20 protein-coding genes are annotated in these 22636 nt (G+C 34.6%); 6 read left to right on the top strand and 14 right to left on the bottom strand.

Going from position 1 to position 22636, the window contains the following annotated elements; all coding sequences use genetic code 11:
- Complete coding sequence (locus L1276_RS02180) at positions 1–369, bottom strand: c-type cytochrome (RefSeq protein ID WP_253785005.1); 369 nt, start codon at positions 367–369, stop codon at positions 1–3.
- A 318-nt stretch (positions 370–687) separates the two neighbouring features.
- Here L1276_RS02180 and L1276_RS02175 point away from each other — a divergent pair, with 318 nt between their 5' ends.
- The 4 genes from L1276_RS02175 to L1276_RS02160 all read left to right on the top strand — a co-directional run bounded on the left by L1276_RS02175 (position 688) and on the right by L1276_RS02160 (position 4359).
- Positions 688–1518 (top strand): Sir2 family NAD-dependent protein deacetylase, encoded by an 831-nt coding sequence (locus L1276_RS02175; RefSeq protein WP_253785003.1) that lies wholly within the window; start codon positions 688–690, stop codon positions 1516–1518.
- Positions 1519–1539: 21 nt separating this feature from the next.
- A complete protein-coding gene (locus tag L1276_RS02170; RefSeq protein ID WP_253785001.1) occupies positions 1540–1977 on the top strand; it encodes a hypothetical protein in 438 nt (145 codons plus the stop codon).
- A gap of 190 nt (positions 1978–2167) precedes the next feature.
- Positions 2168–3190 (top strand): LLM class flavin-dependent oxidoreductase, encoded by a 1023-nt coding sequence (locus L1276_RS02165; protein ID WP_253784999.1) that lies wholly within the window; start codon positions 2168–2170, stop codon positions 3188–3190.
- 185 nt (positions 3191–3375) lie between these two features.
- Positions 3376–4359, top strand: a complete 984-nt coding sequence (locus tag L1276_RS02160) for a hypothetical protein (RefSeq protein ID WP_253784997.1) — start codon at positions 3376–3378, stop codon at positions 4357–4359.
- Between the two features lie 52 nt (positions 4360–4411).
- Here L1276_RS02160 and L1276_RS02155 read toward each other — a convergent pair whose 3' ends face one another.
- The 5 genes from L1276_RS02155 to L1276_RS02135 form a co-directional block, all read right to left on the bottom strand.
- Entirely contained in the window at positions 4412–5044 is a 633-nt protein-coding gene (locus L1276_RS02155; RefSeq protein WP_253784995.1) for a DNA-3-methyladenine glycosylase, read from the bottom strand.
- A gap of 3 nt (positions 5045–5047) precedes the next feature.
- Positions 5048–6268 (bottom strand): DUF763 domain-containing protein, encoded by a 1221-nt coding sequence (locus L1276_RS02150; RefSeq protein ID WP_253784994.1) that lies wholly within the window; start codon positions 6266–6268, stop codon positions 5048–5050.
- A 136-nt stretch (positions 6269–6404) separates the two neighbouring features.
- On the bottom strand, positions 6405–6833 hold the full coding sequence (locus L1276_RS02145; RefSeq protein WP_253784992.1) for a hypothetical protein: 429 nt from the start codon (positions 6831–6833) through the stop codon (positions 6405–6407).
- Positions 6834–6903: 70 nt separating this feature from the next.
- A complete protein-coding gene (locus L1276_RS02140) occupies positions 6904–7323 on the bottom strand; it encodes a Dabb family protein (protein WP_253784990.1) in 420 nt (139 codons plus the stop codon).
- A gap of 11 nt (positions 7324–7334) precedes the next feature.
- Positions 7335–8663 carry a hypothetical protein gene (locus tag L1276_RS02135; protein WP_253784988.1) on the bottom strand — a complete coding sequence of 443 codons (1329 nt, stop codon included), beginning with the start codon at positions 8661–8663 and terminating at the stop codon, positions 7335–7337.
- A gap of 264 nt (positions 8664–8927) precedes the next feature.
- Between L1276_RS02135 and L1276_RS02130 the strand changes: the two genes are divergently transcribed.
- Complete coding sequence (locus tag L1276_RS02130; RefSeq protein WP_253784986.1) at positions 8928–9617, top strand: response regulator transcription factor; 690 nt, start codon at positions 8928–8930, stop codon at positions 9615–9617.
- Positions 9614–10981 carry a HAMP domain-containing sensor histidine kinase gene (locus L1276_RS02125; protein WP_253784984.1) on the top strand — a complete coding sequence of 456 codons (1368 nt, stop codon included), beginning with the start codon at positions 9614–9616 and terminating at the stop codon, positions 10979–10981. The genes L1276_RS02130 and L1276_RS02125 overlap by 4 nt, the downstream gene beginning before the upstream one ends.
- 142 nt (positions 10982–11123) lie before the next feature.
- Here the strand turns inward: L1276_RS02125 and L1276_RS02120 are convergent, their stop codons facing one another.
- From L1276_RS02120 to L1276_RS02085, 8 genes are all read right to left on the bottom strand, one after another.
- A complete protein-coding gene (locus L1276_RS02120) occupies positions 11124–12320 on the bottom strand; it encodes a hypothetical protein (protein WP_253784982.1) in 1197 nt (398 codons plus the stop codon).
- A 29-nt stretch (positions 12321–12349) separates the two neighbouring features.
- The gene (locus L1276_RS02115) at positions 12350–14695 is read right to left on the bottom strand and encodes a TonB-dependent receptor (protein WP_253784980.1); all 2346 of its coding nucleotides are present in this window, start codon (positions 14693–14695) and stop codon (positions 12350–12352) included.
- Between the two features lie 300 nt (positions 14696–14995).
- Positions 14996–15946 (bottom strand): polysaccharide deacetylase family protein, encoded by a 951-nt coding sequence (locus L1276_RS02110; RefSeq protein ID WP_253784978.1) that lies wholly within the window; start codon positions 15944–15946, stop codon positions 14996–14998.
- A gap of 291 nt (positions 15947–16237) precedes the next feature.
- A complete protein-coding gene (locus L1276_RS02105; protein ID WP_253784977.1) occupies positions 16238–17605 on the bottom strand; it encodes an alginate export family protein in 1368 nt (455 codons plus the stop codon).
- Between the two features lie 2 nt (positions 17606–17607).
- A complete protein-coding gene (locus L1276_RS02100; protein ID WP_253784976.1) occupies positions 17608–18630 on the bottom strand; it encodes an MBL fold metallo-hydrolase in 1023 nt (340 codons plus the stop codon).
- Between the two features lie 240 nt (positions 18631–18870).
- A complete protein-coding gene (locus L1276_RS02095) occupies positions 18871–20634 on the bottom strand; it encodes an amidohydrolase (RefSeq protein ID WP_253784975.1) in 1764 nt (587 codons plus the stop codon).
- An 8-nt stretch (positions 20635–20642) separates the two neighbouring features.
- On the bottom strand, positions 20643–21662 hold the full coding sequence (locus L1276_RS02090) for an alpha/beta fold hydrolase (RefSeq protein ID WP_253784973.1): 1020 nt from the start codon (positions 21660–21662) through the stop codon (positions 20643–20645).
- Between the two features lie 38 nt (positions 21663–21700).
- Complete coding sequence (locus L1276_RS02085) at positions 21701–22498, bottom strand: alpha/beta hydrolase (RefSeq protein ID WP_253784971.1); 798 nt, start codon at positions 22496–22498, stop codon at positions 21701–21703.
- Positions 22499–22636: the final 138 nt, after the last annotated feature.

Below are 22636 nucleotides of genomic sequence, written 5' to 3'. Positions count from 1 at the left end.
TTATTTTTGGTATGTAGTACCATTATTTAAAACAGTAAAGCTTCTGGGATCAGATACTCCGGTATCGTCTATCTGTTTAAGATAAGCTGTAAGAGCATCCATTTCATATTGTGTTAAATTAAAGTCAGGCATTACCTGCGTGCCATTTTTAAGAAAGGCTTTTATATATTCAGGTCCTTTTAAAGAGTAAGTATTAGTAAGATCGGGTCCAAGATAACCGCCTAACTGGTAAATTTGGTGACAGGCAGTACAGTTGTTTTTCTGCCATATTTTTTTTCCTTGATCTGCAAAGGAATTGTTTATATCCGTGTTGTGTGATATGTCTTTATAAATGCATACTGAATAAGTAAAATATGAAATGCATAACACAGAAAAAATCAAAATTTTATAAGCATTGGGGCGCATATATTTGAAAGGGTTTAAAAGATTAGTGCGTAAAAGAATATTTCTGAATCAGGACAATATTACTGAGATGTTTTTTTATGATTTATGATTTTTATCATATTTGAAGCTGATGTTTGCTTGTTTTAATGTTATAAAATCAGCTGTTTTATTTTATTTGTTTTTTGAATTTATAATTTCAGATTACTCTTTTAAAAGATTAAGAATTGAAAACTAAAATTTACTAGTTTTACTAAAGAACAAATCAATAAAGGATTTACAGAATAATTAGTTTGAGAATTAGAAATGAAAGAACAGCTTACTGAAATTATAAGGAAGGTTTATCATAAAAAGAACAGAAATCTATTTACATTTTTAACCGGTGCAGGAATTTCTGCAGAAAGCGGTATACCAACTTACAGAGGAGTTGACGGAATATGGATCAAAGGAACTAAATTTCATAAACCGGAGGAATTTGGAACATTCAAATATTTTAAGGAAAATCCAGAAGAAGTCTGGCAATATTCTCTCTTTAGAAAAAAAATGTTTGAAAATGCCCAGACAAACGAAAGCCATCACGAAATAGTTAAAATCGAAAATATTTTGCAGGACAGGTTTCATTTAATAACTCAAAATATAGACAACTTGCACCGGCGCGCGGGTACAGAAAGACTATATGAAATACACGGAAAAGCAAGAGAGATTAAATGTTCAAACGGATGTAAAGGAATAGAAAATTTACCAGCAGAAATTGAAGGTAAAGACATAGATGAAGATCTAACCGAAAAAGATATCGAATTATTGAAATGCAAAGAATGCGGTAATTGGATGCGGCCAAACATTTTATGGTTTGATGAGTATTACGATGAAAAAACAAATAAAAAATTCAGCTCTTTAAAAATGGCTAAAAACTCAGGAATTCTCTTTATTGTCGGAACTTCTGGAGCAACAAATCTTCCAATGGCAATTGCAGAAACGACACTAAAATACGGCGGAACAATCGTTGATATTAATACCGAAGATAATTTATTTACAGCGCTTATTAAAGAGAAGAAGAATAAAATTATCATTCGTGAAACTTCAACCCAGGCACTAAAAACAATACACAAAATACTGCAAAATATAGCAGAAGAATAACCATTTCTAATATAAAAATCTATGTGCCAAAGCGGAAAAGAAATTAAACTTTGTACCTGTGTTCCAAACGGAATGGATACCATTATTCATCACAAGAATTCCCGAAAAAACAGACAAAAAAGACGTGTCGATTTTACCTGGACTTTACAAAGATGTATGGGGTACAGTAAAACTACTATGGATGGAATGGGGTATAGGCCGGAGGATGCCCTAACAGAGGATTTGACAAATGAAAGAATGCTTGTTGATCTTAACAGTAAAAATTGTTTTGATTTCGATTACCAGCCTAGTGAAGGAGATAATCTTCTAATTTTTACTCCCGAAAGCTTTATTAGAGAACATTTGTCTTTTATTTTTAAAAATGGAGAATGGATAGCTGATTCTCATATGCCTTTCCTGTATGAGATGAAAAAAATAAATTTTGGAACAGTGACTTTTGAAGATAAAACTGAAAAATAGTTAGACAATTTTATCTTCAAAGTTTATTCTCTAATCACTCGATAACCAGCCAAATCTAATACTTCAACATATATTATTTTAAAATTATCATTTTTTTGCTGAGCAAGAATTCTTCATTGATTTATAAAAACCTTGCAGATACACTCAATAATGATGCGTATATTTGAAATAATAAATAATACTGCTATCTATGAAGAAAATAGGATTTTTATCGTTTGGGCATTGGGCCGATCATCCTTCTTATCTGGCACGTACAGCAGCCGATACACTTCTTCAATCTATCGATTTAGCCGTTGCAGCCGAGGAAATTGGCATAGATGGTGCTTACTTTAGAGTGCATCATTTTGCTCGACAGCTGGCATCGCCATTTCCTTTACTTTCAGCAATTGGTGCAAAAACGAGTAAAATCGAAATTGGAACGGGAGTAATCGATATGCGATACGAGAATCCTTTTTATATGGTCGAAGATGCCGGTGCCGCAGATTTAATTTCTGGTGGACGATTACAATTAGGAATCAGCAGAGGATCGCCGGAACAAGTCATTGACGGCTGGCGCGCTTTTGGTTATGAACCTGAACAAGGAGAAACGGATGCCGATATGGGACGTAAAAAAGCTTTGGAATTTTTAGAAAGGCTTAAAGGTGAGGGATTTGCTGAGCCAAACCCGTATCCAATGTTTCCAAATCCGCCGGGATTATTGCGTCTGGAACCGCATTCAGAAGGATTAAGAGAACGAATCTGGTGGGGTGCTGCCTCTAATGCAACTGCTGTTTGGGCGGCCGAAAACGGAATGCATCTGCAAAGTTCTACTCTAAAGTATGATGAAAACGGAAAACCTTTTCATATTCAGCAGGCGGAGCAAATCAGATTGTATAAAGAAGCCTGGAAAAAAGCCGGACATCAGCATGAACCAAGAGTTTCGGTAAGCCGTTCCATTTTTGCACTGGTTACAGATCAGGATAAATATTACTTTGGAAATCAGGGGAAAGGCTCTGATAGTTTTGGGAATATTGAAAGTGATAAACGAGCCATCTTCGGAAAGAGTTATGCCGCCGAGCCGGATAAACTTATCGCAGAGTTAGCTCAGGATGAAGCTATTCAGGAAGCCGATACCGTTTTGTTGACTATACCCAACACATTGGGCGTTGATTACAATGTGCATATATTATCATCTATATTAAAATATGTCGCTCCAGAACTGGGCTGGCGTTAATTTTTTTACGAAATAATCTACATTAAAGCTTCCTTTTTTAAGGAAGCTTTTTTATTAAAAAATTAGATTTAAAAATTTCACATTGAATTTAAAATCCAATTAATTTTATATTTTTATATTCCATTTTGTACGAATTTTAAATAAAATTTTAAAAAACAAAAGAAATCAAAACTCTAAAAAGCACAATGAATAAAGTACTCAAAACGAATATTTGTATTGGTTTATTAGTAATATCTTTCCTTACATGCAGCGCACAGGAAACTCTGAAAACAGAGACTGCTAATGAAATTTATTCTCCTTCAAAAAAAGAAATGCTTTCAACAGAGGCATACGAGGTTTTTAAAACCAATAAGTTTTTAGATTTTAAGAATAAAGAAACTCTTGTAGAAAAGATTGGAGGTTCTGTTTATAAAAAAATCGATTTAAATGAGTATTTCTCAGTTAAAAAAGATTGGGATAAAATTGAAAAAGAAGATATTACATCATTTGAAAAAGAGGAGAATGCCAAATATTTTTATGAGAACAATACCATGACTGAAATTAAAACAGAATATGGAAGTTATGACGTTCGTAAAGAGATTAAAACGGTTTATAACAAGAAAGGTTTTGTAGTATTGTATGAGAAAAAGTATTTTGTTGGAGACAGCTATAATCGTACAGAAAGTATCATTAACGAATACAATACTGATAATGAAAACAGAGTTACTAAAATAATCAAACGTACTGAATACAGTAAGAAAAAGAAGAATGAAGAATCAATAATTGCGATAAAATACGAAGATAATATTGTAAACATTGCAAGTGAAAACGGAAGTATTCTATGTGAATTTATTGGTAATAAAACTTCATCGGTCTCTATTTCTAAACTTACTCCAAATCAAACAGCAGATTATTTTAGATATGCTTTAATACAACAAAAAACAGGCATCGCAAAAGAGCATTGTACCGAAAAAATGGCGGAGAAAGTTGATAATATTTTACTTCCGTATCCTAATATCACTGACATTAAAAGTTTAGGAGGAAGCGGCAGTTTTGGCGAAAAAGTGACGATTAAGGAAAATTGGGAAATTACTTTTCAAGAAAATAAAACAGAGAAATGTAATGTTGCTTTTCGTTTGGTAAAACAACCTAACGGCTGGAAAATAGATAGTTTTGAGATTATTAAATAGGATTTGACTACTTTGTTCAATAAAACATAAAAAGCGATTTTAAAATCACTTTTTATGTTTTATTGGGTTTGCTGACATATTTATTTCCTTTGATAAAAAAACGCCATGGCAAAAGGGCATCTTCCTGAGCATAAGCGACACCTACACGCGGTACGGCAGCAATTTCTTCTTCAGTATATCGAATGCCGTGATCTTCTATCCAAATTTCATCTCCGCCTAAGTCCTTTTTATTAAATGAGCCATCAATTCCTAAAGCCTTTGCCGTAGAACCGGGACCAGATGAAATAGCGGCTTTAGAAAAAGACATATTCCTTCTTTCTTCCATAATTTCTTTTCCGGTCAGAGGCTCAATCGCTCGGATTAAAACGGCATGAGGTTCGCCTTCTACAGAACTGACGATATTAAAAAGATGATGGATTCCATAACATAAATATACATAAGATATACCGCCGCTGCTATACATTATTTCGGTTCTATTAGTTCGTCTGCCTCCATAAGCGTGAGAAGCTTTATCCTGTATGCCAAAATAAGCTTCAGTTTCTACAATTATACCAGCAGTTATCTTTCCGTCAATTTGAGTGTAGAGCACTTTTCCCAAAAGATCTTTAGCCAGGAAAACAACATCTTGGTTTAGATAATATGCAAAGGGCAATTTGTATGGATATTTTATAGATGATGAAGCCATGTATTAAAACAATTCAAGCTGATTGTTAGGATTTATAGGTTTGTTTTTAGGAGGTTTAGCATCTCCAAAAATAGTTTTTCCTCCGTATTTATACGATTCATCACGCTCTCGCTGCACTAAAGCGTCAAAATTAGTATTTGGAGTAAAACTTTGTTCTGCTTTTCTTGAGATTTCAGATAATTTTTTAATAGCGTCTATCTTATCAGTATTGCCAATTTTAGCACGGTTAATCGCTCTTTGAAGCGTGTCAATCGTTTCATCATATATTTTTACAGGTACAGGAAACGGATGTCCGTCTTTTCCTCCATGAGCAAACGAAAAACGTGCAGGATCTTCAAAGCGGGTAGGAGTACCGTAGATAATTTCACTAACCAATGCTAAAGACTGCAAAGCTCTTGGTCCCATTCCTTTTAAAAGAAGCAGATCTTCAAAATCTTCAGGCCTATTTTCATGCGTTGTCCAAAGCATGGCACCAAGCCTTTTCATATTAACATCTTCGATTCTAACATCATGATGTGCAGGCATAGAAAGATGCTGCATCTCTTTTATGATTTTAACCGGCGATTCTTTAACTAATTCTAAAATACCTTCTCTTGATTTTGATGCCGCCTGCGCAGTAAGATTTAAAATAGTTCCTTGATTTTCACCGTAGATAAACGTATGAGGTTCATTTATAAAAGATTTTAAATCGGGTGAATGCCAGTGATATCTTCTGGCCGTTTTAGAGTTGGGATTCATTCCTTGCTGAATAACTGCCCATTGTCCTTTATTATCAACAATAAAATTATGCTGATATAACTGAAATCCGTCTTGAATAGCCGTATTGTCTACTTTGGCCGTAAGTCGGCTGCAATTCGCAAGATTGTTTCCGTCAAGACCTGTTTTTTCTCCCACAAATAAAAGTTCTTGCGGTGTTAAAAGTGAATTTTTGCCTTTTCCTCCGCAGATATAAATTCCCAGTTCTTTTGAATGAGGATTTACAGATTTCTTTAATGCGCCAAGTACCGAAGTTGTAATTCCCGAGGAATGCCAGTCCATTCCCATGACAGCGCCAAAACTTTGAAACCAAAAAGGATTACTTAGTTTACTGATTACTTCTGAAGTAGAAAATTCTAAAGCGATCGTTTCGACAATGGCAAAACCCAGTTTCGACATTCGTTCAGAAAGCCATAGCGGCACTTGTCCATAATGTAAAGGAAGATCTGCTGTGCCGGAACGTTTCATGTGAAGAGTGTATTTTTACAAAAATACGCAAAATGAATAAAAAATCCCATTTCATTTGAAATGGGATTTAAAGTCCTATTTTTTAGCAGGAGAAATTAAAAAATACTTTCTGCTTAATTTCCAGTTATATATAGACCTAATTAGAATCAGCTTTAAAAAGATCATCTGAATTTTCAGTAATAGGAATGTACAAACGTTCCCAAACGTCGCTGTCAACTTTGTCCCAGCTGTGGCCTTTACCTTTAAGATCCTCTGCCACTAAAACTACTCCGGGCTCAATAATAAAAGTACTGCCGTCTGATACTTTAAATTTGATTTTACCTTTAACCGTTATTACAAATTGTTTTCTAGGTGCCGGGTGTGCATTTTTTTCCCACTCTTCAGTTTTATTGCTATACCAAAAAGAAGCGGTATTCATGTGTTTTAATGATGGAATAGAACCTTTTTCAAAGGCGCAAGTTCCATCTGGGTTATTGTATAAGCGATAAGCAGGAATATCAGACTCTTCCTCTAAAGCTTTCACCTGAACTTTTTTGTGGTCTTGTGCATTACTGTTTGCTGACATAAGTAGGGTAATTAGGACAAGTCCTCTTAATAAATTTTTCATTTGGATATTAATTTAAAAGTAATAATTTTTATTGATTGTAAACGGAATCATGAACCATCATTTTATTAAAAAATGGTTTGTATTTTGCGACCAAAGCAAGATGGCCGTCAAGTTTTCCATAAGTTTCTAAATCTTCAAGAGAATCAAATTCCATAGACGCATTGTACGTAAAAGAATTGTCTAAAACTGCTCTTGGGCTTGAGTTTGCTGGTCCTCCGTAACGTACATTTTTTACGTAAGGAAGTTTTTTAAGTCCTTCAAAAAAGTTTTGAAAATCTTTTACCTGCTCTGGCGTAAGTTCTGGTTTAAGCCAAAATAAGAGGTAATGAAAATAAACGGTTTTAGACTTCGTTTCTGTTTCCTTTATCGTATTGGCTAATACGTTTTCTCCTGTAAGAGCAAGCGCTCCCGCACTCGCAGACGAGATAATAAAATTTCTTCTTTTCATAATGTAAAGTTTTAATTAAAGTCGATTCTGTATTTTAAAACAAACTGCCATTTTCGGTCTGAAACATCGGCTTGACCAGCATCATTTAAAGCGTAAATTGGACGGTTTTGAGCATCAACAGTCAGTCTTGATGACATACCATTCATTAACAATGATACACCAGCGTCGTAAGTCAAGGCTTTATCGTGAAGTCCGTCAAGGTCTGACAACATCACACTTGCTGCCGGCTGTAACTGTAGATTGTTTTTGTCTTTGTTAAAGTAAGGCAGTGTACCACCAATTTGTAGATAATAAGTGTTCCCAGTTCCAATTACAGGCGAATTATTTCCAGCACCATTCAGACTGCTTTCAGTAGTATTTACGCCGCTTGCAGGATTGCTCACACCAGAATAACGCACATAGTTAGGACCGTAATTGTTATTCATTGCCATGGCATAAGCGCTAAACGAAGTTCCACGGTCTTTGTTTATTGGCGTATCATAGAAAAGGTCAACGGCGAAGCTTTTTTCATCATCGTTAATGGTCGTTTTTGCTTCGTCTAAATGCCACAGCGCATTGTGCATGTATTCAAATCCTGCTCCTAATGCCAATACTTTCTTTTTACCGCTGTAAGTTCCAGAATGGAATGGTGAAGAGTTATTTTCTGATTCAAAGAATTCATATTTAAAATATCCCGAATAATCTTTGTTAGGATGTGTTTTGCTAAATGTTGCAAGATTGTACTGCGGATCGGCACTGACATTGGTGTAAGGATCAGCAATAACCAAACGATAATCCAATTTTCCTATTTGTCCTTTTGCGTAAATACTTAATTCTCTTACGGTTTCATCAGATATTCCGGCATTTCCGGTAGCATAAGAAGGTAAATCATATAATAAAGTGTTTAATGGTCCTGTAGTAAATCTGGATAAACCTCTCCAAGTAGATCGACCCGCACCGGCAGCAATTATATCGCTGAATTTATATTCTGCGTAAGCATCTAAAAGTTCAAATGTTGGTGTAGTTTTAGAAGCCACATTTACGTTTGTTAAACCTCCCTGCAATACAAAAGTAAATTTCTCAGTAGGCTGATAAGCCATTTTTACACGTACTCTTCGTAATGATAAATCAGAAATACTATTTACCTGTTCGCCATTTACCAAACTTCCTGGATTAAGTTCTAAATAACGCGCCCAAATTTCAGTGTACCCGCTAAAAGAAATCGAACGTGTTTTTTCATCGTTTAAATAATGCGTAAGAGTTGGGTTTCCAAAATCGTTCTTTTTTTGAGCATTTACCGTGTTCATTAATCCCGCTAAAAGAGAAAAACACAACCCAATTTTTAAATAATTTGTTTTCATGTATAGTTAAAATTTACATTCTGTGTGGTAGTGATCACTACTTGTTTTTGACTCGACAAAGGTAGATTTAGGATAGGCTTGAGGGTATTAGAAAAGTATTAGAAAGGCTATAGAATGTTATTAGAAAAAGCTTTGTTTGGAGGTTAATAGTTTGGAAATCAAATTGTTTTTAATGTGTTGTGAAGGACAATGCTTAAAGAGGCCTTTTAGAAAGCCAAAATATTGTCGTAAATTTGATTTGAATTTTAAAAGGAAGGCATACAGATGAAGATGTTGATAGTGGAAGATAACAGCCGTGTTTCGGCATTACTGAAACGTGGACTGGAAAGTCAGGGATACCAAGTGTATATTGCAGAAGAAGCAGAAGAAGGACTTATACTTTTGGAAAAAATAGACTTTGATTTGATTATCACAGATATTATGCTGACAGGAATGGATGGAATTACATTCTGCAAAAAAATACGCCACTCCGGAAAAAAAATCCCAATAATTATGCTGACTGCACTCGGAACTATCGATGAAAAAATTGAAGGTTTTGATGCTGGCGCCGATGATTATTTGGTAAAACCTTTTGAAATCAGAGAACTTTACGCAAGAGTGAAAGCATTGTTGCAACGTAAAAGCGACGCGGTTAATACTTCTGAAGAAAGCACACAAATTACCTACAATGATCTGGTGATGGATAAACGCAATAAGATTATTTATAGAGAAGGAGTAACAATTAACCTTACGCCAAAAGAATTTAATTTACTGCATTTTATGATGCAGAATCCCGAAAGACTGCTTACCCGGGATGAAATTGCCGATAATGTCTGGGGGAATAATTTTGACACTGGAACCAATTATATTGATGTCTACATCGCATATTTGAGAAAAAAGATTGATAAAGGTTTTGAACAGAAACTCATTCATACCAAAGTTGGAATGGGATTTATTTTAAGCAGTAAAATATGAAATTAGTAACCCGAACGGCTCTTGCTTACGCTATTTTAACGGCTTTTATTCTCTTAGTTTTTGCATACAGCGTCTATTTTGTTTCTGAAAAAAACAGAAAAGAGGAATTTTTTGACCGTCTCGATTATAAAATAATCTGGCGCGCCGAGTTTATATTTGATGCCCAGATCAATAAAAATCTTATTAAATTTCTACATAACAAAAATAAAAAAGTGCTTAACGAAGCCGATATCAGCGTTTACGACAGCAACTTTAATCTTTATTTTTCGGATAATATGCCGCCTCTTGGCAGTAAAAAAATAGTACAGTCTATAAAAAAGAATCGTGCAGTAAACTGGATGGATGATAAATACCAATACCGAGGCATTTTATATACCGACAATAACAAAGAATTTTATATAGTAGGAAGAGCAATAGATGTAACGGGACTAAATCATATCAATGCTTTTAAAGAAAATGTACTTTATGTATATTTTATTTCGATCGTATTGATTTTTATTATTGGTTTTGGATTTTCCTATTATACCTTGAAACCTTTAAAGGATATTATTTTTCAGATTAGAGATATATCCGAACATAATCTTAATAAACGAATCGTAGTTCCCAAAGCTAAAGACGAACTTTACGAGCTCACACAAACTTTCAACGCAACTTTCAACCGATTAGAAAAGTCATTTAATAATCATAGAAATTTTGTGACTACGATTTCACATGAATTCCGAACACCGCTTTCTATTTTAATTGCAGAAATTGAACTCGGAAAAGAACTAAATCAGACTATTGACGATTATAAAGTTTCATTAGACAATGCTTTAGAAGAAGCCAATCATGTTTCGCAGCTTTCGACTGCATTGCTTGACTTTGCACGGGCTAATTATGATATTTCGCAAATTAAAATGTCAAATATTCGAATAGACGAAGTTTTAGTTGATGCTAAATTAAACCTGCTGAATAAGAAGGATGTAAAATATAAAATAGGGATAAGCTACGCTGACTTAGATGATACTGATGCTAATTTTTATAATTATTTGGGAAATCCCTATTTACTGCAAATTGCTTTTTCCAATATTATGGAAAATGCCTGTAAATATTCTGAAGATCATTCCTGTAACGTTGACATAAATGCTTCTGCTGATAAAATTATCTTAACTTTTTCAGACAACGGAATTGGAATTCCTGAAGGAGATTTGGAACAGATTTATAATTTATTTTACAGAGGAAAAAACAAAAACTACGAAAATGGTTATGGTGTCGGATTGTCTATTGTAAAACAAATCATCAGCCTGCATAATGGCGAAATTGATGTTAGTTCTCTTGTGGCAAAAGGAACGATATTTACCATTACTCTGCCGTTATTAAATTGAGTTTTTTTAAGAATTACTTAGTTTAGATTTAGAAATCCTTGATTTTAAATTTAAAGTAAATGTGACTTTACTTTCTTTTTTATAAAAAAGAAGGTCGGGAATCTAATTCCCGACCTTCTAATAACAGTTAATTCTAAACTGCTTATTTATTTAATCTTGAAATCCAGTTTACGTAATCTAAACCTTTTACTTCAATACCTTTTGACAAACTTCCCGAATTGATATCGTAAGTATAAACAAAGTTACCGTTTGCTTTTGTTGATGCTAAAATATAAGCTTTACCATTTTCAACCAAAACAGGAGAAGAACTTACATACTGGCTTAAAGGTAAATTCAATTTAGTTTTAGTTTTAGCCGCTACATCAACCACATAATATTCAAATACATCCGATCCGTTGTAGTCATCAAAAGTTAAAAGAACATCTTTTTTTCCAAGACGGGTTATTCCTTTTCCGTTCCCTAAATCATAAAGACCATAAAATTCTTTGTTTCCATCGCTGATTGCAGATAAATCAAAGAAATAATCAGCATTAATTTCTGCTGCTCCATTGCTTACTTTAAAAATAGCACTTGGTTTGTCTGCTACAGATCCCCAACGGTCACCGCAGTCTGTAATGATGTAAAGATCATTATTGTATTTTATCGTACCTCCCATTAAAGTAGAAAATGTACCTAAAGCACCAGAACGAGTATCAGTATCAATTTTTAAATTAGTCATTGAAGGATAATCTACAGATGCCAGGTAAGATACAGAAGTACTGGTCCATCCTGAATGATATACCACGTATGGTAAATATAATTTACCGTTATTTAAAGTACATCCCGAAAGATAAATAGCTTTATCTGCAGCTTGTAAACCTGTAACAGTCAAAGTTCCTGATTTAGCTACTGATAAATCATCTGTATTAACAATATTATAAGTCAAATCTGCGCTTGGTGCAGATGTTGTACCATTCCATATAATAAGAGTAGTATCATTTAACCAATATGACCATAAAGCATTACCTGCCAATGTTATTTCTTTTGATAAAGTAAGTATGTTTTTTTCAAACTTATACTTAGATAGTTTTCCGTTAGCCAGATTATAATAAAATCCATTTTTAAATAATCTGCCGTTTCCTGTTATTTCGGCACCATTTCCATTAGCAGATACAAAACCGCTTGCCAATGTTCCAGATGTAAGCATATAAGAAGCCGAAGGATTATTTACGCCTCCTGCAAAAACAAATTCTTCTCCCGTTGTAGTTTCATCACTTTCTTTCTTGTCATCATTACTGCAAGAAACAAGACCCATCAATGCCACGCTTAACAGACCCAGAAATTTTAATTTAGTATTCATTATTAGTTGTTTAAGTTAATTTTAATTTATTATTTAATGAAATATCTTAGTTTTATATAGAAAGCTCTTCCTGCTTTTTGTAATTTGTAATTATCATACGCTTCTGTATCAAAAATGTTCGTGCAGTCTAACGAAATATTATAGGTTCCGTTATTTAAAGAATAACTTATACTGGCATTTTGAATAAACTGAGTTGGAATTCTGCTTTTACCCGCTTCGAATGCTTTGCTTGGCCATGTTAGATAAAACCAGTGAATATATTGTGAATACCAGTCAAATTGAATCTTAGTATTTTTTCCTAACCAGTTTTCTTTTCCATATCCTAAACTTCCGTTGGCAAATAACCAAGGCTGATTAGGCAGTTTGTCTAAATAGGCAGAAGAACCTTTATCTTTATTAACAGCATCATTATAACTTGCATTAAGCGAAGCATTAAAAGCTTTATAATGGTATTTAATATCTGCATCAAAACCTGTAATATCTACTTTACCCACATTGCTGTAGGTAGAAAAAATACCTCCGGGTAATAAAAGAATAAAATCCTGAGCGTTTCTTATAAAACCATTTGCTTCAATAGCAACACTATGATAATCCTGCAAAATAAATTTATAGTAAGCTCCAAAATTAAAGTTGTTACTGCTTTCCGGTTTCAATTTAGGATTGGCAAGTACGTTTATTCCATCTCCCAATAGTTCTTCAACTTCAGGAATTCTGTAGGTATGTTCAAAAGAAGCTTTTATGCCGCTGTTATCAGATAATTTATACCTAAGGGCGGTTCCGTATCCAAAATAATTATTGGTAAGTTCTGATTCTTCTTTTTTATACCCCGTAGAATTATAAAAAACAGCTTCTCTGATGTAAGTATGCAGACGGTAATTTTTTACAAATACAGAAGTATTTAATCGGTTATTAAAAGCTTGATTTTCCCAGCCCAATCCTGCAATTGATTTATTTAATTTGTTAGGAATATCTAAAGCATTCGATTCCTGATTGCTTAAATCATAATAATTAATCCCTTTTCTGGTGCTGTTGCTTAAATTGTAATTAAAGCTGAATAAGTTATTTTCATTCAGTTGATAACTAAAGTTGGCTCTGGCAATGGCAAATTTATTTTCATATTTAAATATCTGAAACGATCCCTGTTCTCCAAAGTTGGGATGCGTATCGATCACTTCACCATTCCAGTCATATTTATTAATCGAGGTATCTGTATTGGTATTTTTATCAACAGCATAAGAAGCGTATAAATTAGCGCTTAGACCATCGATTAAAAAATTGTCTTTTTTATATTTTATGCTTGGCAGAATAAAATCGCCTGATGAATGCACTTCGCCAAAAACATTCTCCTGAGTAGCGCCAGTCTGGCGTTCTTTATAGCGATCGGCATATTGAAAACCAATAAGGAAAACATCAGCCCAGTTTCTATTTCTAAAACCAGTTTCAACCTGTACCATAGTCGATTCGAAACCGTCATTGAATCTCCTGAAATTGCGAGGCGTGCTTTGGCCGGACAAAGTGACATTTTTCATGATATAATTATTATCAGAAAAATTATAAAAACCATTTACGCCAATAGTAAAACCGCTTTTCTCGCTGGTATATCTGCTTGATAATGCTGCTCTGTGAGTATTAAAAGAGCCATAACTGTAACTAGCATCCAAAAAAGTATTGATGTTTTGGTTGGTTACGATATTTACCGCGCCTCCTAAAGCATCTGCTCCTAAAGAAACCGGAACTACACCTTTGTAAACCTCAATACGTTCGGCTAAATTTATGGGTATGTTATTTAAAGACATGGTGCTTCCAAAATTTTCCATCGGAATACCATCAATAAAAAATTTAATTTGCTTGCCGGATAATCCATTTACAGAGAAGTTAAAATCTCCTCCTAATCCGCTGGTTTCACGAATTCGAATTCCCGAAGAACGATTTAAAACCTGATTTAAGTCGGCAGAGGTATTATATAATTTATTTAATTCAATAGAATTTATATTAAAAGGCTGCTCACGTACACGCTGTTCTTTAGATTTTCCGGTAACTTTAACTTCATCTAAAGCTGCTGTATCTTCTTCGATATAAGTATTTTTAACCTTTTTGTCTGACTGTTCTATATTTACTTCAATTTCTTTTGATTTGAAACCCACAGAACTAATTAATAAAGTATAATTTCCGGGTGCAGCAGTAATTTGATATTCTCCTTTTTCGTTTGTTAAATCTGTATAAGAAGTTCCTTTTAAAGATACTGAAACGCCCTCTGCAGGTTTACCCGTATTTGTAAATACAATTCCGGAAATTTTTGCTTTATTATTTTGACAGTAAATGTTTGCTGTTATTAAAAAAAAGGCTAGTAGAACTTTTATTCCTTGTGCACGCATTATCTTAAACTTAAATTAATTTAATGCAAAAATATTATTAAAACACTTTACAAACAAGATAATTTTTAATTATTCTAAATAAAAATAAAATACACTATAAAGTATTTATATTCAATAATTTATAGAGATATAAAGCCTTAATCTTAATTTGAGTTATATGTATTTATTGGTTAAAATAAAAAAAAGAAATAAAAAATGCTAAATCGAAAGATTTAGCATTTCAAAAAACGACATATTTTGAAAGGTAGTTTATAAAATAGAAGAAATAATAACAATAGAAAGTATCAAATTAAAATACTGCTATTCCCGAATAGAAGTTTTATCTTGAAGTGTCATTCTCGCAATTTCATCTTTTCGTTTAAAACTGACTCCTTTATGTCCTTTAATATAATTTAATAAATCAGATGTTGTTTTTACCATTTGCGGAGTGCCGCCAATTCTGTCGTGAAAACTTATAGACATTTGTCTTCTTTTGAATTCGCTTTCGGCATAAAGCTGATCAAATTCTGCTTTTACCTGATAAAAGAATTGGTCTGAAGAAAAGTTCTTTCCTTCAATCAAAACAATATCATTACAGCGTATAGTATAAGGTACAACGGCAAAATCTTTTTTATTTGCTTGAATTATAAACGGTTCGTCTCTGCTTAAATCATCGATGTGATACGTAAAACCCAATTCCTGAAGAATTTTGATTGTGTTTTCGCCGCGTCGAAGCCAGTTTGCATTATAACCAACAGCTGTAAAACCTGTTACACTTTTTATAGCATCGACACCCGTTTTGATAAATTTTTTCTCATCTTCATAAGACATAGCATATTGCGAACTCCAATTCATACCATGAGCCGCCGCTTCATGACCGCGTTGTACTATTTCCTTTGCCAGCTGCGGATTTTGCAGCACAGCCGAACCAACCATATGCGAAGTAACTTTTATGCCGTGTTTGTCCCAATTGTCGAGCATTCTCGGAATCCCTTCTTTATAACCATATTGATACCAGGTTAAAGCAGGCTGATCAATATAACCTTTCTGCATGTTCTGCGGAAACGGACTTTCAGCATTTTCGGGTTGTCCTCCGGCTTCAAACTGCATAGATACAGAAACAACCAATCTTGATCCGTCCAGCCATTTATTTTGGGTTTCAAATTCCATTTTTTCTTCATTTATAGTTTTCGAAAAAGTTTCAACAGGATTTGCCATTACTGCTGCACTTGTCAATCCTGCCATTTTTATAAAATTTCTTCTTGTTGTCATTGTTCTATTTTTTGAATTTTATCAAAATTTTTGTGAGTTGCCTCCAGCTTTAGCTGGAGGTAAAAAATAAAATGAGAAATTGGCTTTAGCCGAAACCGCCTATTTGGCTAAAGCCTTTTCCTTATTGTTACTAGAAACCTCCAGCTAAAGCTGGAGGCAATTCAATTCAAAAGGGAATGTTTTTCTTGAATTTCCTTTTGAATTTCAAAGCCTTATTACAAAACTTAAAAAAGAAAAAAACTTTGCGTCTTCGCGACTTTTCGAGCAATTTTCATCGCAAAAGGAATAATCTTAAAACTTAATTTGCATCGTAACTCCCGTAAAAAACATATTTTTTCCCGCACCCGCCGCTTTCAAAAAATCCCCAGCTTTAAACCAAGTAGCTTCAACTCTAAAATAGAGATATTGATTAGGAGTGTAGATAATTTCACTTTCTAATTGTTTTCCAATTTCTTTTGCAGTTGTAGCATTTCCCGGATAAATCATAATCGTGTTTGGACCGTAAATTCCGTCTTCGCTGCTGTATCTCCAGAACATATCATAATCAATAACCCAATCGATATTTTTGGACAATTCTAAACTAATAGACGGATGAAAATCAACTAAATTGGAAGGACCAATAACAGATGCCAAACCAAAATAACCACCTCTAGGAAACAGCGGATTAAAGGTGTTGAGGTTGTTATCTCCATTTGTTTTATCTCCGCTGATTAATTCAACTTTAAATCCAAATTCGGGTTTTAAGATAACAGACGAAAATTGATAACCTGTATTTAAAGAAACCGTCCAAGCTCTTATATCTTTAGAATCGACATCTCCAAACTGATAAACCGCTTCCGCATCATACCGCCATTCGTCATATTTTCCCCAAATTCGTGTTCCAACAGAATGCCGAAGTTCTTTTCCAGAAGCATCATCAAAATTGGCATTTGCTCTTTGGTAACCCAAATAATAGAGGTCAATATTTTTAATGACTGGAATTTTATTGATCACAAAATAACTTCCCCAAAACTGTCTTTTTTTATTCGAATAATCATCAAAAATGCCATCTTGCGCCACTACATAATGACTGTAAAATAAATCGGCTCGATAATTAGTAAAACCTAAAATAGCTTTTGCGCCATCAAACGACTGACGATTATTCGGCCCGTCGCGAACGGCAACCAAACGCTGTGAACCGTAACTTAATTCCTGTCTTCCTGCCCTAAAAATCAATTGTTTGTTTTTTTCTGAAATCAGATTTAGATCCACAAAACCCTGATGCACTTCCAGCGGATCACTGTCAACTGGACTTGGATCAATTCGGCTGTTGGCATTACTGCTCTGAAGCTGTACAAAAGCCCTGAAAAATTTGCTGGAATGAAAATCAGCATGAAGCAAAAATCGGTTTAAAATATAGCCGTCATGATCAACAGGATCGTCTCCCCATTTTTCATTTTTGGCATAGAAATATTGATATCTTATCTCTCCTCCAAAACTCAGATACGTTTTCCCCGAGAAGGAGAGAGGCAGATATTTCATGGTTTTATACCAGTTATTTTTGACGGTATCTTTTTGTAAAACTTCATAATTTTCATCAAATCGCAGTGGTTTAAAATCAGGATAAGACTGAGCATGAAGCTGTACACAAATCAGATATAATAGAATAATTTTTTTCATGGCTATTTGCCTAAACTGTTTTTCTTAATATCGTTGTAAGCGTTTGGAATGTTGAAATTGTAATGCAGCCAGTTAAAAAGGACATACCCTTTATCAAACTCTTTCATTGTAACCGAAGTTTTAACCTGTTCTACTGTTTCGCCTTTTTTGACTGCATCTTCCACATTTTTCTTTAATGCATTTACATAATCGATTGTAAATTTGATTCCCTTTTTATTGGTAATTCGGCCGTGACCGGGAACAACAACATCATTGTCGCCAATCATATCATAAATTTTCTGAAGATTTTGAACAGGCTCTAAAAAATAACCGTCAAAAAGCCATGGAATCGCAGGGCTTTCAGCAATAAATGGATTTCCTGCCCACAATACATTTTTGTCTGAATCTTTCAAAAAAACAAACAAATCTGCCGGAGACTGCGCGGTTCCTACATTGATGATTTCTACAATTTTTCCGCCGCCCAAATCCAATTTTAAACTTTGATTAACTGCCAGAGTAAGATCAGCGGGATGATACACACTTTGTTCTATCCCGCGATCTTTTCCAAAAAGCATGATCATAAATTGTTTTATTCCGTCGTAATTCTTCGCAAGATTTTCTTTGCAGAATTCGTTTTGTATTAAAATAGTTTCTTTTGGAAGCAGATAATTTCCAAAACAATGATCGCCGTGATCGCTTGTATTTACCGCATAAATAATTGGTTTTGGCGTAACAGAACGAATCAATTTATACAATTGGTCGTATAGTCTTTTACTCAACATCGTCTCGATTAACAATACACCTTTATCGCCCACAATAAATCCCGCAGAAGTTGCCTGCGGAATTCCTTTTGTTGTTTCGGTTTCGGTTGTTGACGGCGAAACGGCATAAACATTATCAGATATTTTATGCAGTTGTAAAGTCACTTTATTCGCATCCCAAATTGGAACTTCGGGCGGAAGCGGAATCTGTGCATATGTATTTTGCGTCGAAAGAAAAACGACAGCAAAAAGTACGGTAATTAGTATGGATTTATAATTTTTCATCTTGAATATTTTTTTCAATGTTTATTTTTTTAGAAGCAAAGACATTTGGCTTTTTTGGATACATGGTTCCTGCTCTTCGCTATATCTTTGCTTTTTTAAAGAAAAAAAGCAAAGGATGCCGCTTCGATCAGGGCTAAAGGGAGAGAAATTGCTTTTTTGGAATCAGCTCAAACTAAAACATAAAAAAATCCGTTTAAATCAGCGTCTTCGCCAAAGCGAATCCGTAAAATCTGCGTGCCATCATTTCTGATAACCTCCAAAGTATTTCACAGGCGACCAATCCGGAATTACAGCAGGAATTTCTGGATTCAACGCTTTATATTCCGCGGAAGCGTAAACAATTTTACCATTAACAACCGTCAAAACCGATTCAATTTTTCGAACATCATCTGCTTTGACCGAAAAATAATCGTCAGACAAAATGGCTAAATCGGCGTACATTCCTTTGATTAATTTTCCTTTGTCTTTTTCTTCACCAGAAAACCAGGCACTTCCAGAAGTGTACAATTGCAAAGCGGTGAATTTGTCTAAAATCTGATCTTTTGGCCAGAACTGCATTCCTCCAATTGTTTTACCTGTCAACAGCCAATGCAGTGACATCCACGGATTGTAGGTAGAAATTCGAGTTGCATCTGTTCCCGCACCAACCGGAATTCCAAGTTCGAGCATTTTTTTAATTGGAGGTAATTGTGTTTTTGGCGCTCCGTATAATTTGTTGTACAATTCTCCCTGATAATACATTCTAAATTGCACCGCAACACCGCCTCCTAGTTTTTTAACACGCTCCAATTCTGATGGTGTAATAGTTTCGGCATGATCAAAAAACCAGCGTAATCCGTTAAACGGAATTTCTTTATTTACTTTTTCAAAAACATGCAGCATTCTGTCAATCGATTCACCGTAAGTGGCGTGAAGTCTGAAAGGCCATTTGTTTTTAGCCAATAACCGAATAATAGGTTCGAGATCTTTTTCCATTTCATCAGACAATACGATTCTCGGTTCCAGAAAGTTTTCAAAATCAGCCGCCGAAGCGACGATGTTTTCTCCAGCGCCTTCTTCAACATAACCATTGGCAACAATCAAATTATCGTTTTTATTGATTTGAGTTGTGGCAACCCATTTCTCATAATCTTGTAATTCTCTGCCTTTTTGCTGTGCAAACAAATAATAAGAAATTCTGAGACTCAATTTGTTTTGTTTTGCCAATTCTAATGAAGTAACATAATCCGCAGGAAAGTTTTGGCTTCCACCTGCAGCATCAATAACACTTGTAAGACCAAAACGATTCAGTTCACGATTAAACTGAATGGAACTGTTTAAACGTTCTTCGGGATTTAATTTTGTGGTAAGTCCCAATGTGGTATAAATCGCTTTTGGTGTTTCTTTGGCGTACATTAAACCCGTTAAATTGCCATTAGAATCCTGTTCTAGAAGACTTCCTTCATATTTGGTATCTTTTGTATAACCTAAAACTTCAATACCTTTTTTGTTTAGAAAAGCTTTTCCATACAAATACGTTATAAACACAGGTTTATCAGGAACAGCAGCATTGATTTCGGCAATGGTTGGCTGTCTTTTTTCTTCAAACTGAAATTCGTTCCAGCCGCCTATAACTTTTATCCAAACACCTTCTGGAGTTCTTGCCGCCTGTTCTTTTAGCATTTCCATAGCACGTTTTAAGGTTTTTACACCGTCCCAGCGCAGTTCAGAATTGTAGTTTAAACCTTCACGAATAACGTGCATATGACTGTCATTCAATCCCGGAATTACCGTTTTTCCTTTGGCATCAATTAGTTTTGTCGCCGAATTTTTATAAACTGAGAGTATATTTTTTTCGGTTCCTGTGTCTAAAATAATTCCGTCCTTTATTGCAATTGCTTGAACAAATTCATTTTGTTGCTGCATGGTTGCAATTTTTCCGTTGTAAATAATCAGATCTGCTTTCTGCTGGGCTTGACATACAAGCCCAGTAAAAAACAATACTGAAAACAATAGTTTTTTCATGATTTTAATTATTTAGCCAAGAAAAAAGCAAGTAAATCTTTTTGTACCTGTGCTGTATTTTCCTGAACAAGCCAGTGGCCAGAGCCGGCAATTTTAGATTCAGAAACATTTTCGGCCACTAATTTGGAATGATCTTTTAAGAAAGCAGCAGCAAAATATTCTCCGCCCATTGCTAATAATGGCATTTTTAGCTTTTTCTTCGCGAAAATTAGGTTGTCTTTTCCGTCTTGGTCAAATGCCCCAAACCATTTAAAAGCAGCAGTTGTACCGCCTTCAACAGCATAAGCTCTAATAAATTCTGCAGTTTCTTCAGCAGTAAAAGGATCTTTGGCGTGTCCTACAACCGGCCAGAAATTGGTTAAGAATTCTTTTTCTTTTCCTTTTACAATATCGCCGGAAGCTGGCCATGCAAAAAATCCAAACCACCATGCAGATCCTTTCACATTAGACCAAACTGGCTCAATTCCGGGTAAAAGTGCGTCCATTAAAGCTATTTTTTTTACTTCGTTTCCGTATTGCGCCGCATACGCGTAAGCCACCATAAGTCCAATATCATGTCCTGCAAGATTGATGTTATTGTAACCTAATTTTTTTACCAGTTCGTGAATATCTGTTGCCATTGTTTTTTTATCATAACCGCTTTCTGGTTTATCAGATTCGCCAACACCTCTCAAATCGGGAGCGATAACCGTAAAATGTTTTGATAATTCTGGCAATAGGCGATTCCACATATACCAGTTTTGTCCAAATCCATGAACTAAAACAAGCGGATCTCCCTTACCGCCAATAACATAATGAATTTTAACTCCGTTGACTTCTGCGGTGGCATGTTTAAAATTGGCAGGCGGATTTGCAGGTGGAGTTTGAGCTGTTTCTGCTGATGCTGCTGGTTTTGCTTCTGCCACAGGAGTTTCTTCTGCTTTTTTATTACAAGAAATTAGAGTCAATAGTAAAAAGCCAAATGCAAAAAAAAGCTTCGTTTTTCCTTTAAAGTTAAAAAATGAGGTACTTAATAAATTCGTTTTCATGATTTTAAAATTTTAATTAGTTAAAAAATAATTGGTTATTATGAATTTTGAACTGGAAGTTTTTCGAGCCAGTTTTGTATGAAAAGTGCGATTTCCTGCCATCCGGGCTGGTTTAAAACAAAGTGATTTCTTTCTGGAAAAACCTTGAAATCTGTAATAGAATCTTTGTCAGTGTATTTTTTGTAATTGGAATAATTCAGTGATTCAGGAATCGTATGATCTGTTGATCCGGCAATTAGTAATAGAGGATTATGAGGAGCTTTAAAATCAACTTTTGCCGCCGAAGTAATCGTATCTCGAACGATTAATTTAGATTCTGGAATTACAGAATCGCAATACGCTTTATCCTGCCATTCTTCAGGCATTCCGTTAGTAAACGCATATTGCCACTGGCTAAAACTCATTAGAAAAGTCTTTTTTGTTGAAGTAAAAAAACCAAGCGGTCCCCAGCCAGCTTTTAAAAATGAAAATTTGAAGGTCATTATTCCCTGTGGAGGAACTGAATGTATAGCAATTGCCGCTGCGGCTAAATTACGCTGTAGAAGTATTTGTGCTGTAAGTCCGCCAATGGAGTGACCAATAACGATAGGTTTTTGAGGAAGGCTTTTGGCAATATTTTCAAAGTGTTCTATTAACTGAGTTAATCGCAGACTTGCAATTTGCGGATCTGGATGACGATCGCGTAAAACTGCCGAAGGAGCGTCCTTGTAAGGCCAAGCTGGAGCCAGCGTTTTAAAGCCTTTACTTTCAAAGAAAGCTTTCCATTCGTCCCAGCATTTATTACTGACAAATGCACCTGTAATAAAAAGTATTGTAGTAGGGTTTTCAGTTAGCATAATTACCTGTTTTAATGTTATGCCAAACGGTAAACGAAAACCGAACCTATTTTGTAATTAATTGAATATTAGTCAATTGATTGTTTTTGATTGATTTTAAACGAACTATATTTCGTCGTACGACGAAATTAAGGCAAC

Origin of the sequence: Flavobacterium sp. HSC-32F16, assembly GCF_024171645.1 — a bacterium.
Classification (GTDB): domain Bacteria; phylum Bacteroidota; class Bacteroidia; order Flavobacteriales; family Flavobacteriaceae; genus Flavobacterium.
The sequence above is the reverse complement of the archived record's forward strand: the minus strand, read 5'-3'. Positions and strand labels throughout refer to the sequence as shown.

Bases quoted from the DNA above. Each gene is read 5' to 3' on its own strand.
- L1276_RS02145 (WP_253784992.1), bottom strand. From the start codon at position 6,833: ATGTCAGCAAACAGTAATGCACAAGACCACAAAAAAGTTCAGGTGAAA.
- L1276_RS02120 (WP_253784982.1), bottom strand. From the start codon at position 12,320: ATGAATACTAAATTAAAATTTCTGGGTCTGTTAAGCGTGGCATTGATG.
- L1276_RS02140 (WP_253784990.1), bottom strand. From the start codon at position 7,323: ATGAAAAGAAGAAATTTTATTATCTCGTCTGCGAGTGCGGGAGCGCTT.
- L1276_RS02100 (WP_253784976.1), bottom strand. From the start codon at position 18,630: ATGAAAAATTATAAATCCATACTAATTACCGTACTTTTTGCTGTCGTT.
- L1276_RS02165 (WP_253784999.1), top strand. From the start codon at position 2,168: ATGAAGAAAATAGGATTTTTATCGTTTGGGCATTGGGCCGATCATCCT.
- L1276_RS02105 (WP_253784977.1), bottom strand. From the start codon at position 17,605: ATGAAAAAAATTATTCTATTATATCTGATTTGTGTACAGCTTCATGCT.
- L1276_RS02175 (WP_253785003.1), top strand. From the start codon at position 688: ATGAAAGAACAGCTTACTGAAATTATAAGGAAGGTTTATCATAAAAAG.
- L1276_RS02090 (WP_253784973.1), bottom strand. From the start codon at position 21,662: ATGAAAACGAATTTATTAAGTACCTCATTTTTTAACTTTAAAGGAAAA.
- L1276_RS02135 (WP_253784988.1), bottom strand. From the start codon at position 8,663: ATGAAAACAAATTATTTAAAAATTGGGTTGTGTTTTTCTCTTTTAGCG.
- L1276_RS02170 (WP_253785001.1), top strand. From the start codon at position 1,540: ATGTGCCAAAGCGGAAAAGAAATTAAACTTTGTACCTGTGTTCCAAAC.
- L1276_RS02130 (WP_253784986.1), top strand. From the start codon at position 8,928: ATGAAGATGTTGATAGTGGAAGATAACAGCCGTGTTTCGGCATTACTG.
- L1276_RS02125 (WP_253784984.1), top strand. From the start codon at position 9,614: ATGAAATTAGTAACCCGAACGGCTCTTGCTTACGCTATTTTAACGGCT.
- L1276_RS02155 (WP_253784995.1), bottom strand. From the start codon at position 5,044: ATGGCTTCATCATCTATAAAATATCCATACAAATTGCCCTTTGCATAT.
- L1276_RS02085 (WP_253784971.1), bottom strand. From the start codon at position 22,498: ATGCTAACTGAAAACCCTACTACAATACTTTTTATTACAGGTGCATTT.
- L1276_RS02150 (WP_253784994.1), bottom strand. From the start codon at position 6,268: ATGAAACGTTCCGGCACAGCAGATCTTCCTTTACATTATGGACAAGTG.
- L1276_RS02110 (WP_253784978.1), bottom strand. From the start codon at position 15,946: ATGACAACAAGAAGAAATTTTATAAAAATGGCAGGATTGACAAGTGCA.
- L1276_RS02160 (WP_253784997.1), top strand. From the start codon at position 3,376: ATGAATAAAGTACTCAAAACGAATATTTGTATTGGTTTATTAGTAATA.
- L1276_RS02095 (WP_253784975.1), bottom strand. From the start codon at position 20,634: ATGAAAAAACTATTGTTTTCAGTATTGTTTTTTACTGGGCTTGTATGT.
- L1276_RS02115 (WP_253784980.1), bottom strand. From the start codon at position 14,695: ATGCGTGCACAAGGAATAAAAGTTCTACTAGCCTTTTTTTTAATAACA.